The following is a 13,623-nucleotide window of genomic DNA, read 5'->3' as shown; positions in this document are numbered from 1 at the left end:
CACAACGGCCAGCGCTCGCGCTTCGAATGGGATCTCTTCAATCGCCTGACGGGCTACAGCAACGACCGCCTGCATGTGAGCTACCAGTACGACGCACTGGGCCGCCGCCTGCTCAAGCAATCCGAAGCGCACTGGCGCGAACGGCCTGGCATGACGCCCGCGCAGATCCGGGAAGACCAAGCGCGCGCGAATCGCGCGATGGGCTGCAGCACGACGCTATACGGTTGGGATGGCGATACCTTGGCATGGGAAGGCCGCGACGACCAGACGACGCACTACCTCTACGAACCCGGAAGTTTCGTGCCGCTGGCCCAGGCGATCAGCCGCAAGCCCATTCTCCTGCACCAGCAACCGGCGTACGCCGGAGCCTATGACATCGATCGCGACCCGCTATGGACAACCTCGCCCGACCCGGACCCGGTGGACGCCATGGCCTGGTATCACTGCGATCACCTTGGCACACCCCAGGAACTGACCGACGCGCAAGGCGAGATAGTTTGGAGCGCGCACTACCAAGCGTGGGGTGAAGCAAAAGAAGCCATCACAGATGCCGCCCGCGCGGCTGGGATACGTAATCCGATCCGATTTCAGGGGCAGTATCTGGACCGGGAAACAGGCCTGCATTACAACCGGCATCGGTACTATGATCCGCAGATCGGACGGTTCATTACGAAGGATCCGATCGGGTTTGCGGGTGGGTCGAATGTTTACCAGTATGCGGATAACCCAGTGGGGTGGGTTGATCCGTTGGGGTTGGCTGCCACAACACCACCAGATATATCAGCGCTCGACCTTACCGATAAGACACGATCGGAAATTAGACAACTTGCTGACTTGAAGGGGTTAATTCCGTCGAAATCTGATAAGGAAGGCTTGCCAATAAAGTGGAGCTGTCCTTGCACAGGAATGCAGCGCCTGAGGCTGGACAGAGGCCATATAGACGCTAAAACGGGATTGCCATATAACGATCCCAAAGCAGCTGTGGATCATGTGCACGGATACGACTCCACAGGCAAAGGCAAAATTGTGTCTCCGGGTGATGGCAATCCCCACTTTCCCACGTTAGGAGAATAAGCATGAAATGCTTGGATAAGGAAGATTATTTCCAATCGAATGACGGGTGCATTCAAGTCTGGATTGAACAAGGAACATCAATTCACATAAAGGCCGCGACGAATCTCAATGATCCAGTCGAGTTGAGCGAGTCGGAGGCACTCGAGCTGGCTGAAGTGCTTAAAGCGCTTTGTCGTAGGATTTGATTAGTCGACTTCTAAAGAAGCAATGAGTGGGATGGCGGCAGTTCGATAGGCAGGCCCCCTACGAAAGCGTAGGGTATGCGGTTCAGTTGGCCGACGAAGAATTCACCCTTGGTCGAACTGATGAAGCCGGATAAGGCCTACGAGCGTTTCAATAAATGAAGTCTGGAGAGGCGAAGTTCCGCATGGCGCTGAACTTCAATGCCGGTGGCAAGCTCGATCGCACCACCACCCACACCGACTCTGTCCAGGAAGCCCAAGCGCAGCAGACCACATTGCCCCCGGAAGAGTGGATTGGCGTCCAGCTCTCGGGCGAGGGCAGTTCCACTATCCCCCGCCTCCCGTCCCGCTCCCGCCTAATACCGCCACCGCACGTTCAACGACCCCGAGTGCTCCCGATTGCCGCCGCCATATTGCCCGCTGTAGAACAGGCCCAGCGTGGCGTTGGCGGACATGGCCACTTCGGCGCCCAGCTCGGCCAGCGCCGCGTTGCGCGCGATGGGCGTGCCGGACACGGTGAAGGCCTGGCCGCCGTCGAACGCCAGCGTGGACTGAGGCGCCACGTCGCCGAAGGCATGGCGCCAGCCCAGCGTGCCGTGCAAGCGGCCTTCGGCGCGGCCCAGCATGAAGGCGGTCTGCGCGCGCAGGCCCAGCGTGGAAGTGGTCTGCTTGTCGCTGCTGCTTTGGCCGTGCAGCGCCGCTGATCCGCCGGATTCCGAGAAGCTGCGCGTGCGCAGATCGCTCCATGCAATGCCGGCGAACGGTTCGATGCTGGCGCGTTCGGACAGCGGCATCGCGTAACCCAGCTCGGTGAAGAGCTGAGCCGTGCTGGCGCCGTAATCGGCGGTCAGCTTCTGCTGGACGCCGGACACGGAGGCGTGGCGTTCGGTGCTGACGTCGTGCCAGGTGTAGGCCGCGCCCGCCAGCAGGTTGAGCTTGCCCGCGCCGGCCGCGAAGGATTTGCCGCCGTACACGCTGGCGCTGTAGCCGGACACGTCGGATTGCGATGCGCGGCCATCGACGCGGATCTTGCTGTCGGTGTAGCCCAGCGCGCCGCCCAGGCGCCAGCCGTTGCCCACGGCATGATCGGCGCCCGCAAAGACGCCGCCCGTATGCTGGCGGACCTGCGCCGTGTTGGCATCGCCTTGCAGCGTTTGCCAATTGCCCACCACTTCGGCCCAGGCAGGCTGCGCGTTGGACGAGGGCAGGGCGGACGCGAGGAAGGTGCCGCCGGCCTGTGCCGTGGGCGCGCCCGCACGCATGCCGGCGTTCAGGTTGGCGCGCAGGTGCGACAGCGGCAGCGCGCGCGGCGCGGCGCTGGCCCCCATCAGGCTGGACGCCACGCTGGCGTGCGCCTCGCCGGAGAGGCTGTTGAAGACCGCGGGCGGCGCGCCTTCGGGCAAGGTCAGGACATACTCATGCAAGGGGTTGCCGGCGGGCAGGGTGTCGAGCGCATTGGCCACGGCGCGTTGATTGCTGCTTTGCGCCGCATCGGCGAAGGCGATCGGGCGTGGCGGCGTGGCGGGGTCGACGGGATTGACCGGCGCCTGCTTGCGCTCCAGTTGCAGCGTGACGTTTTGCGCGGCGTATTGCAGCGTGGGACTCAGATAGGCGTAGTTGGACGACACGGTGTCGAACTGGCCGTTGATGGCGCCCGCCGTCAGGATCGTGTATTGCCGCGTGCTGTCGAAGCCGCCCTCGGGGCCGATATGAACGACGGAGCCGGCCAGGTTGGCGGCGCCCGTGACAGCCACCCGCGCGCTGGCCGACGACGCGGGATCCGCCGCCACCTGGTAGGTGGAGCCCGGCAGCAGGGTCAGGTCGCCCGCCACCGTCAGGACGCCGCCCAGGTTGCCCGGGGCCAGGATGGCGCCGCTGCGCAGGGTGGTGGACCCGACCTGGCCCGCGCCTTGCAGTTGCGCGCCGCTGGACACCGCCAGGGAGCCCCCCAGCGTGGCGGCTGACGCGATGTCCAGCGTGCCTGCCTCGACCAGCAGGTTGCCGGTGTACGCGCTGCCGTTGCCAAAGACGCGCAAGGTGCCCGCGCCCGACTTGGTCAGTTCGCCATTGCCGGTGATGGCCCCGCCCAGGCCCAGGGTGCTGCCGGCGCTTACCGCGAGGCCGCTGGCGGCATTGACCTTGACGGCGCGTGCGGTGTCGAAACTGGCCGTCGTGGCCAGTACGCCGCCGCTCAGCATCAGGCTGCCCGAGGCAGCGCCCAGGTTGGCGTCGCGCGAGACGGACAGCGTGCCCTGGCGGATGTCGGTGCCGCCGATGTAGGTGTTGTCCCCCGACAGCACAAGCGTGCCGAAGTCGAATTTGGACAGCGTGCTGTGGCCCGTGAGCGACGACGCGATGGTGCCGGTCATGCCCGCATCCGCGATCGATCCCGTCCCCACGCGGATGACGCTTATGCCGCCCGCGCCTTGCAGCGAGATCGAATCGCCCTGGATGCGGTAGCCATCGGCGGCGATCTGTATGCCGCTCACGCGGATGGCGCCCGCGGCATCATCGACCGTGACGGTGCCGGCTTGCCCCTGGAACACGGCGTAGGTCGGGTTCGGCTTGAACACGCCATTGAGCGTGCCGTCCACGCTGGTCCAGTTGAGGTTGTCGGCGCGCCATGTGCCCCCGCCTCCGTCGACGGCGGCGTTGTCATGAAGCGCGGCGTTGCCGCCGTCCCAGAAGCCCAGTGCGGCGCCGGAGGTCGAGGCCAGATTGACCTGGCCGGCAACGGAAGTCTGCACGGTGAGTGCGTCGACGTCCGCGCCCGCCGGCGCGCTGCCGATGACCAGGTTGTTGTTGGTCAAGCTGCCGGCATAGTCAAACAGGCGATAGACGCCCGCGCCAAAGCCGCCCTGGTCGGCGACGTTGAGGGTGCCGGCCAGGGTGAGATCGCCGCCCACACTGAAGAGGCTGCCGCTCGGCGCGCTGCCCAGTGCGACATTGACCTGGCTGGCGCTGGTCAGGGACAAGTCGCCTGCAATGGTCAGCATCTGCCCTTGTGCGCCTTCCAGCACGCCGCCGGTCAGCGCGGCGTTGCCCGTGATGGTGCCCGCGCCCGCGATGACGCCGGTACCGCTGGCGGCCACATTGCCGCGCAGGAGGCCATCGACTTGCAGGCGTCCGCCTGTGACGCTGGCCGAGCCGCCCAGCGCGTCGGCCACGCGCAGCGTGCCCGCCTGCACCTGGGTCTGGCCGGCGAATGCCTGGCTGTCGCCCAGCAATTGCAGCTGGCCCGCGCCGGTCTTTACCAGGCTGCCCGTGCCTGTCAGTTGACCGGCATAAGCCGCGCCGGCGGCCTCTTCGAATACGACCGTGCCATTGTTCAGCAGATTGCCCCGGATGGCGCTGGCGTTGCCCGCCAGCGTGCCGGCCTCTACGCGCGTGTTGCCGTAGGAGTTGACGCCGGACAGCTTCAGTGTGCCGGCGCCTTGCTTTTGCAGGTCGGCCGCGCCGCTGATGTTGCCTTGCAGGCCCAGCGTGGTGCCCGCGTCGACATCGATGACGCCGTCCTGCAGCAGCGACACCGCGCGCGCGCTGTCGAAGCTGGCGGTCGTGGCCAGCGTCCCGCCGTTGAGCGTGACGGCGCCTGCCGTCGCGCCCAGGTTGGCGTCGGCGGACACGGACAGCGTGCCCTGGCGGACTTCGGTGCCGCCGGTATAGGTGTTGTTGCCCGCCAGCACCAGCGTGCCGAAGTCCGACTTCACCAGCGTGCTGGCGCCGCTCAGGCTGGAGGCGATGGTGCCGCGCATGCCGGCGCTCGCGGCCATGCCCGTGCCCACGCGGATGATGCTTTTGCCGCCCGCGCCCTGCAGCGCTATCGCGTCGCCCTCGATGCGATAGCCGTCGGTGGCGATCTGCATGCCCGTCACGCCGATGGCGCCCGCGGTGTCGTCCACCGTCACCGTGCCTCCAGCGCCCTGAAACACCGCAAAGGTCGGGTTGGGTTGGAACCGGCCGTTGAGCGCGCCATCGCCATCCGTCCAGTTCAAGCCATCGGCGCGCCATGCGCCCGTGCCGCCATCGATCAGGCCGTTGTCGCGCTGCGCCGCGTTGGCGCCGTCCCAGAAGCTCAGCGTCGCGCCGGCGGTCGACAGCAGGTTGACCTGCCCGCCCACCGCGGTCTGAAGGCGCAGGTCGCTCGCGTCGATGCCGCTGGGCGTGGCGCCGACGCTCATGGTGTTGCCGGTCAGCGCGCCGGCATAGTCGAACAGCCGGTACACGCCCGCGCCAAAGCCGCCTTGGTCGGCGACGTTCAGCGTGCCGTGCAGGCCGAGGTCGCCGTCCACCCGCACGAGCGCGCCGTTCGAGGCCGCGCCCAGGCTGACGTTGACGCGGCTGGCGCTATCCATCAGAAGGTTGCCGCCGATGGTCAGCGTCTGGCCTTGCGTGGCTCGCAGCACGCCGCTGGTCAGCGTGACGTTTTGGTTGATGCGGCCCGAACCGCCCAGCGTGCTGTTGGCCTGCACCGCGACGCTGCCGGCGATCGTGCCATTCGCGATCAGGGTGCCGCCCGTCAGCACCCGGGTCAGACCAGTGTAGGTGTTGGTGCCCGACAGGGTCAGCGAACCGGGCCCGGCTTTGTCCAGGCCGCCTGTGCCCGAGAGCGTGCCCGCGAAGTTGCCCGTTTGCAGGGTCAGCGTATTGGCGCCCAGCGCGACCGTGCCCGCGCCCGAGAGCAATCCCAGGCCCCGGTTCCCCCCGGCGGACAGATCGAGCGTCCCGCCTGCGTTCACCGTGACGCCGGCCGTGGGAAGCAAGCTGCCTCCCACGCCCAGCGCCAGGGTGCCGCCGCTGACCGCCACGCTGCCGCCAAAGGTGTTGGCGCCCGACAGCGTCTGCGTGCCCGCGCCCGTTTTGATCAGCGAACCTGCGCCGGAGATGGTCCCCGAGAAGTTGTAGCTGGCGTTGCTGTCCAAGGTCAGCGTGCTGGCGCCAAGCTGGACGGCGCCATTGTCCTGCAGCGCGCCCAAGGTCTGGTTGCCTGCGGCGGACAGGTCCAGGGTGCTGCCCATGGACAGAGAGATCGCCGGGGCGCTCAAGCTGCCCCCGGCGCCGATCGCCAGCGTGCCCGCCGTGATGGAGACTGAGGTTCCGGCAGCGTTTGCGCCGGTCAGGGTCACGGTACCGGTTCCAGCCTTGCCCAAGCCGCCGGTGCCCGAGATGTCGCCGGCATACGTGCCGTTCGTGTCTTGCCGGAACATCAGGTAGCCATTGTTGAGGACGTCGCCCCGCACGCTTTGCGTGCCGGTATCCAGCGCCGAGCCGGACTGGATGGTGGTCAGGCCGGCGTACGTGTTGGCGCCGTTCATGACGACCACGGCCGGCCCCGCGATGGTCAAGCCGCCCGTGCCCGATATCGTGCCGTCCAGCAGGATGTCGTTATTGCCCGCCAGGGTCAGGCCGCCGGCGCCAAGCACGAAATCGTTGTCCAGGAGCAGGCCGCTGGCCGGGCCCGTGATGGTGCCGCCATTTGCCGTGATCTGCGCGCTGCCCAGCACGTTGTTTTTGGCGATGTTGGCCACGCCGCTGTTGAAGGTGACGGCGCTGTCCGCCAGCGTGGACCCGGTCAGGTCCCAGGTGCCGCTGTTCACCACCAGATTGTCGAAGTTGATGTACTGGTCGCCGGAAATCGTTGTCGCGGCGCCCGGTGTGCCGGCACCCGTGCCGGCAGACGGCAGCACCGATTGCAGCACCAGGGTGTTGTTTGCCCCCGCACCGCCATCGACCGTTCCGGGCGGCGCGAAGTTCAGCCCCGGCTCCGTGCTCACGGGCAGGTCGGCAGTCGCATTGCCCGACGCGCGCAACACCGACGAACCAGACACAGCGGTGAAGGTGTTGTTGCCACCCTGGCCGAGCGAGACGCCTCCAAGGATCAAGCCAGCATTGGCGAAGCTGTGGCCCAGGCCGGGCGTGCCCACCTCTTCCAGCGCGATGCGGCCAATGATGGTTCCTGAGGACAGGTTCTCGAACATCACCTGGCCGCCGCCGTAGGCGGCGATCACCGGCATGTCCGCGCCGGCCACGATCAATCCCGTGCGCGGGCTGCTACGGATCAAGCCTGCGTTGCTCAGGCGGGTCGTGCCGCCCGCGCCGTTGTGCACGGCGATGGCCATGCTGGACAGGTCGGGCAGGCTGGGTTCCCCGCCCACGAGACCGCCAATCGTGCCCGTCGCGGTGTTGACGATGCTGAGGGTGTTGACCGAACCGTTGCCGATGGCCACCCCGGCCGCCACGACCGAAGAGGGGCCCAGGATGGTCGGGTCGATCCAGCCCGAGTTGGTCAGCGTGACGGTGCTGCCGGTCAGATTCATCGCCGTGCCGCCTGCGCCCGGTATAACGCCTACCGTCGCGCCTTGCTGCACCGTGACGGTGCCGTCGATAGCCAGTGCGTAGCCGGGAAACAGCGGATTGGCGGCGCCGGTGCACACGGCGTTGCTGCCGACCAGCGAACAGGTGGCCTGAACCGCGGCGCTCAGGCTGGATAGCCCCATGGCCAGCGCCACGCTCAAGGCATAGCGCGGCGCGCGCGCGCTGACCCGTCCGCCCGACGACGAGCGTCCGCCGCGCGCTTGCGCCGCCAATTCCGATGCCGCTTGCCAGACGCGCAGCTTGCGATTCCATACCAGCCGGTAAGTGTGATTCAAAACGGGGCTCTCCAGGGGCGATGGCGGCATTCCTGGGTGCACGGGCAGTATGCCGGCGGCGAGCGCGGGCCCCAAAGCGCGCCTGCACGAAAGGGGCGCGCTAAAGCTTCTGGAATGACGGGTGATGTGGGGGGTGAATCCGGGTCAATTAGTAACTTGTCTACGGCGCCGTCAATCAAGAGAAAAAGGTGGGGTTTGCCGCCTAATTCGGCGATTTGGCCGGGCACCCCCCTGGGCGCTTAGCGCCGGACTGGCGCTGGCTGCGCGGCCGCGCCGATTCGGCGTGGTATCCGTCCATGCGCCTGTTTCGCCAGGCTGCGCCCGGCGAGTGGGGGCCGGTCGTGCGCGAGGTGAGGGCGTCGCTGCAGGGGCTGATCCAGCGTGGGTAGCTGGCCAGGCCCATCAATCGGCTACTCTTTCATTTCCACTGCGCGGCCTTGGCTGAGATGCTGCCGAAGGCCGTCAGACTGAAACGCCATGCCGAGAAGGTGGCTGCCATCGTCAACAGCGGGACTTCAAGGTATTCGAGCAAGGTATTCCAGCAAGGTATCCGAACAACTACCGGGCGTCGGGTTCCGGGGCGTAGTCCATCGAAGCGGCCGGACTCGCCCAAGAGGGCGGCCTCGATCCCAAACCATCGCAGACAGGAGCGCACAATGAATCGATCCAGTATCCCCGCCACATTGATCCCCGGCGACGGCATAGGACCCGAAGTGGTCGAGGCCACCGTACAGGTCCTCGATGCCTTGGGCGCCCCATTCGAGTGGGACGTCCAACAAGCCGGGATGGCTGGCGTCGCCGCGACGGGCGACCCGCTTCCCGACGCAACGCTCGACAGCATCCGAAAGCGAAAGCTCGCGCTCAAGGGGCCGTTGACCACGCCGGTGGGGGGAGGGTTCCGGTCCGCCAACGTTCGCCTGCGCGAAGAATTCCAGCTGTTCGCCAATGTCCGCCCGGTGCGCACCCTGGTGCCTGGACGCTTCGAGAACATTGACTTGGTATTGGTCCGGGAAAACCTGAGCGGCTTCTATGTCGCGCACGAACACTACATCGCCGTCGGCTCGGATCCCAAGGCGGTAGCGGTATCCACCGGCGTGAACACCCGCGAAGGCAGCAAGCGCATCGCCCGCTTCGCGTTCGAGTACGCGCTCAAGCACGGCCGCAAAAAAATCACGGTCGTGCACAAGGCCAACGTGTTGAAGTTGCTCACGGGCATCTTTCTGGAAGCCGCCCGCGAAGTCGCCAAGGAGTACGAGGGGCGCGTGGAGATGGACGATATGATCGTCGACGCGTGCGCCATGCAGTTGGTGCTCAACCCGTGGCGTTTCGACATGCTCCTGTGCACCAACCTGTTCGGGGACATTCTGTCCGACCAGCTTGCCGGGCTGGTTGGCGGATTGGGCATGGCGCCGGGATCGAACTTCGGGACGGACGCGGCGATCTTCGAAGCGGTGCATGGCTCGGCCCCGGACATTGCCGGCAAAGGCATCGCCAACCCCATTTCGCTGATGTTGGCGTCCGCCATGATGCTCGATCACGTGGGCCTGGGTGATTTGGCCGAACGGCTGCGTACCGGCATCGACGCCACGCTCAATGTCGATAACGTGCGCACCGGAGACCTCAAGGGTTCAGCCACCACGCGCGAGTTCGCAGCCGCCGTTTCGCGGCGGGTGGCGGCGTAAGGAATTCACCCCGCAAGTCGATGACGCCTGCAACCGCGCCAGCGGTTGCAGGCAGGGCGAACGTCCCTGATATCCATATCCGTTTTTCGACTATGCGGCGCTGTGCCGCATGTCTGCTGCCTTGGCGCGGTTTACGCGCGCAGGTTCATGAACTCATTGCGAATCGGTATTTCTTAGCGCGCATTGCGCGATCCTATCCTGCCTGCACGACAACTCGCCATTGAGGTGCAGAATGAGCAGGCAAGACAATACGGCGGCACGCAGCGCCCATCCGGCCATCGCGGACCTGGATATCCGGCCGCTATCCGTTTTCACCGGCGCGGAAATTCACGGCGTGGATTTGCGCGAACCGCTGACGCCGGCCCTTGTGGCCGCGATCCGCGCGGCGCTCGATCGCTGGAAGGTCGTGTTCTTTCGCGACCAGCATATCGACCACGCGCAACACCTCGCCTTCGCGCGCCACTTCGGGCAGGCGACCAGCGCGCATCCCTACGACGCGAATCCGCCAGAAGGCTATCCCCAGATCCGCACGATCTCTTCGGCCTCGACCACCGGCCGCCGCGGCGAGCGCTGGCATACCGACGTGACCGGCGTGGTGAACCCGCCGTCGGCCTCGATCCTGCGCGCGGGCGACCAGGTGCCTCCCTATGGCGGGGACACGCTCTTCACGAACCTGGTGGCGGCATACCAGCATCTGTCTCCCGCGCTGCAGGCGCTGGCCGACGGGCTGTGGGCGCGCCACCAGTTCGGCGGCTACAACGGCGATTTCGAAAACGAGACCGTGTATGCCCAGCGCGTGCGCGCCGAGCCGCGGGTGGCGGACCATCCCGTGGTGCGCGTGCTGCCGGAGACCGGCGAACGCGCCTTGTTCGTGAACCCGGGTTTCACGCGGCGCATCCTCGGCCTGGCGGAGGACGAGTCCCGGCATTTGCTCGCGCTGTTTTTTGAAGCCATCACGCGGCCCGAGTACGTCGCGCGCTTCCGCTGGGCCCCGGGCAGTATCGCGTTCTGGGACAACCGCGCCACCGCCCATCAGGGGCCCGGCGACTTTGCGTATCTCGACCGCGAACGCGTGCTGTATCGCATCACGCTCGCGGGGGAACCGCCGGTCGGGGTCGACGGCCGCGAGTCCGTCGCGGTGGCGGGCGGGCGCTTCGGCGCGTACGACGACACGTCCGCGCCGCCCTCGAACGATAGCGCCGCCAGACGCGGCGTGACTGAACTTGAATTGGCTTGAAGCAGGAGTGTCCGCATGAACCGCAAGACCCTACTCAAAAGCGGCCTGGGCGCCGTGTTCGCCCTTGCCGCCGGACTCGCGCTCTGGTCGGGATCCGGCGCCGCGCCGGTGGCCGTTGAAGACGCGTCGCGTTACCCCAATCGTCCGGTGAAAATCATCGTTCCCGTCGCGGCCGGCGGCAGCGCCGACAAACTGGCGCGCACGGTGGCCCAGCGCCTGGGTGAAAAATGGCAGCAAAGCGTGGTCGTCGAAAACCAGCCAGGCGCGAGCAGCGCCATCGGCAATGCCGCGGTGGCGCATGCCAAGCCGGATGGCTACACCTTGCTGTTGAGCGGCGATGCCTTGTCGCTCAATGCCCTGCAGAGTACGCGGGCCTATGATCCCGAGCGCGATCTCGTCGGCGTGACCAAGGCGGTGACGAACCCGCAACTGCTGGTCGTGCGTCCGGGCCTGGGCGTGAAAACGTTTCAGGAGTTCGCCGAGCTCGTGCGGCGCCGGCCCGGCGAGATCACGCTGGCGCTGCCGGGGGGAACAGGCAGCCTGCAGCATCTCGCGGTGGAACTGCTGAACGAGCGCATCGGCGCCAAGACCAACCAGATCCCGTATCCGGGCGGCGGGCCGGCCTCGCTCGACGTGCTGGGCGGGCATGTCGACGCGATGCTGATCACGCTGGCCGCCGCGACCGAGAACGTGCGCAGCGGCAAGCTCGTGGCGCTGGCGGTAACGACGAGCTATCGCTCCAAGGCCTTGCCGGATGTGCCGACCCTGCAAGAGGCGGGGTTGAAGGACTACGAGGTCGAAAGCTGGCAGGGGCTATCCGCACCCGCGGGCACGCCCAAGGCCGTGATCGACCGCATCAATCGCGACGTGGTGGCGGTGTTGCGCGAGCCTGCCACCGCCAGCCTGCTGGAGAACCTGGGTTTCACGCTCGCCGCCACGCCGCCGCAGGACGTGGACCGCACCGTGTCCGAGGATATCGTCACGTATCGCCGGGTGCTGGCGGGCACCGGCGTCGCACTGAAATAAGACGGGTCAGCCGCCAGGGCGCCGAGTCGGCCCTGGCGGTCAAGCTGGCATGGCGGCCAGCAATTGGCGCGTATACGGATGCCCCGGCGCGTGCCACAGCGCGCGGGGCGTGCCCTGATCCACGATGCGTCCGGCCTGCATGACCAGCACCCGGTCGCAGAAGTAGCGGACCACGGCCAGATCGTGCGAGATGAAGAGGTAGCTCAGGCCCAGCTCGGCCTTGAGATCCGACAGCAGATTGAGGATCTGCGCCTGCACCGACACGTCGAGCGCGGAAACCGGCTCATCGAGCACCAGCAGGCGAGGCCGGGCGATCAGGGCGCGGGCGATGCCGATGCGCTGGCGCTGCCCGCCCGAGAACTGATTGGGATAGCGGCGCGCCGCGTCCGCCGGCAATCCTACCTGCCTCAGTATCTGTTCGGTCCGGGCCGCGCGCTCGTGGCGGTCTCGCACCCCATGCGATTGCTGTACGGCGCCCAGGATGGCGCCCACGGTGTGACGCGGATTGAGCGAGGCATACGGATCCTGGAACACCATCTGCACCTGGCGGCGCCAGGGCTTGAGCGCGCGTTCGGACAGGCGCAGCAGATCGGTGCCGTCGAATACGGCAGAACCGGCATGCGCCGGCGTGAGCCGCAAGAGCGTGCGCGAGAGCGTGGATTTGCCGCAGCCGGATTCGCCCACCAAGCCCAGCGTTTCGCCAGGCCAGATGTCCAGCGCCACGCCGTCGACCGCGGTCACGGGGCCGCCGCGGCCGGCGTAGCGCGTCTCCAGGTCGCGGACAGTGAGCAGGGGCGCGGCGCCCGCCGGCGTCGACCGCACGGCGAGCGCGGGCTCGGGACGCACCACCTCGAAGCGGCTTGCGACCCCGTTGGCGTCGCGCTGCACGCGAATCTCGGGCAGGCGCGCGTGCGCGTGGGCGGCGGACTCGCGCGCCGGCGCGTCCGCATGCAAGGACGCGGCGAGGAGCCCGCGCGTATAGGCGTGCGCCGGCGCGGCGTACAGGCGCTCGACCGGGGCGCGCTCCACGGCGATGCCGTCATGCATCACGATGACCTCGTTGGCGCGCTCGCGCACCACGCCAAGATCGTGCGTGATCAGCAACAGCCCCATGCCCAGCTCTTCGCGCAGGGTGTCCAGGAGCGAGAGGATCTGCGCCTGCACGGTGACATCCAGCGCAGTCGTCGGCTCGTCGGCCACCAGCAGGCGCGGCCGGCATGCGATTGCCATGGCGATCATCACCCGCTGCCGCTGCCCGCCGGACAACTGGTGGGGGTAGTCGTGCAGCCGCTGCGAGGCGCGCGGAATGCGCACCCGTTCCAGCAGTTCCAGCACCCGTGCGTCCAGCGTGGCGCGCGGCGGGTCTTCGTGACAGCGGATGGCCTCGGCGACCTGCCGACCGATGGTGTTCACCGGATTCAGCGAGGTCATGGGCTCCTGGAAGATCATCGCGATATCGCGCCCGCGCAGCTGTCGGAACGCCGTCTCGGGCAGGGCGGTGAGCTCCGCGCCGTCCAGGCGCACCGAGCCCGTCACGGAGGCGCCGGGCGCCAGCAAGCGCATGAGCGCGAGCGCGGTCGTGGACTTGCCGCATCCGGACTCGCCGACGATCGCCAGCGTGCGGCCCGCGGCCAGGTCCAGATCCAGGCCGCGCACGGCGTGATGCACACCGCCCGGCACGGCAAAGCGGACCTGCAGATCGCGCACGGCAAGCAGGGGCGGGCCGGAAACGGCATGGGAAGAAGACTGCGTCGGCATGGGATTGTCACTCC

At 67.3% G+C, this 13,623-nt stretch carries 6 protein-coding genes; 4 read left to right on the top strand and 2 right to left on the bottom strand.

Annotated features, from left to right (window positions below; translation table 11 throughout):
* On the top strand, window positions 1-1,074 hold a 1,074-nt coding region (locus tag BMW75_RS27610; RefSeq protein WP_139208606.1), incomplete at its 5' end, for an RHS repeat-associated core domain-containing protein.
* Between the two features lie 538 nt (window positions 1,075-1,612).
* Here BMW75_RS27610 and BMW75_RS27600 read toward each other — a convergent pair.
* Window positions 1,613-7,906 (bottom strand): autotransporter domain-containing protein, encoded by a 6,294-nt coding sequence (locus BMW75_RS27600; RefSeq protein ID WP_175493288.1) that lies wholly within the window; start codon window positions 7,904-7,906, stop codon window positions 1,613-1,615.
* Between the two features lie 656 nt (window positions 7,907-8,562).
* Here BMW75_RS27600 and BMW75_RS27595 point away from each other — a divergent pair.
* The 3 genes from BMW75_RS27595 to BMW75_RS27585 all read left to right on the top strand — a co-directional run bounded on the left by BMW75_RS27595 (window position 8,563) and on the right by BMW75_RS27585 (window position 11,851).
* Window positions 8,563-9,588 carry an isocitrate/isopropylmalate dehydrogenase family protein gene (locus BMW75_RS27595; RefSeq protein WP_092582715.1) on the top strand — a complete coding sequence of 342 codons (1,026 nt, stop codon included), beginning with the start codon at window positions 8,563-8,565 and terminating at the stop codon, window positions 9,586-9,588.
* A 232-nt stretch (window positions 9,589-9,820) separates the two neighbouring features.
* Window positions 9,821-10,825 carry a TauD/TfdA dioxygenase family protein gene (locus BMW75_RS27590; RefSeq protein WP_092582714.1) on the top strand — a complete coding sequence of 335 codons (1,005 nt, stop codon included), beginning with the start codon at window positions 9,821-9,823 and terminating at the stop codon, window positions 10,823-10,825.
* Between the two features lie 15 nt (window positions 10,826-10,840).
* Entirely contained in the window at window positions 10,841-11,851 is a 1,011-nt protein-coding gene (locus BMW75_RS27585) for a Bug family tripartite tricarboxylate transporter substrate binding protein (protein WP_092582713.1), read from the top strand.
* A 39-nt stretch (window positions 11,852-11,890) separates the two neighbouring features.
* Here BMW75_RS27585 and BMW75_RS27580 read toward each other — a convergent pair whose 3' ends face one another.
* Window positions 11,891-13,609, bottom strand: coding sequence for an ABC transporter ATP-binding protein (locus BMW75_RS27580; RefSeq protein WP_092582712.1), 1,719 nt, complete (start codon window positions 13,607-13,609; stop codon window positions 11,891-11,893).
* Between the last annotated feature and the right edge of the window lie 14 nt (window positions 13,610-13,623).

Source organism: Achromobacter sp. NFACC18-2, assembly GCF_900108985.1.
GTDB lineage: Bacteria > Pseudomonadota > Gammaproteobacteria > Burkholderiales > Burkholderiaceae_B > Achromobacter.
Note: the sequence above shows the minus strand (reverse complement) of the source record. Positions and strands in the feature narration are given on the sequence as shown.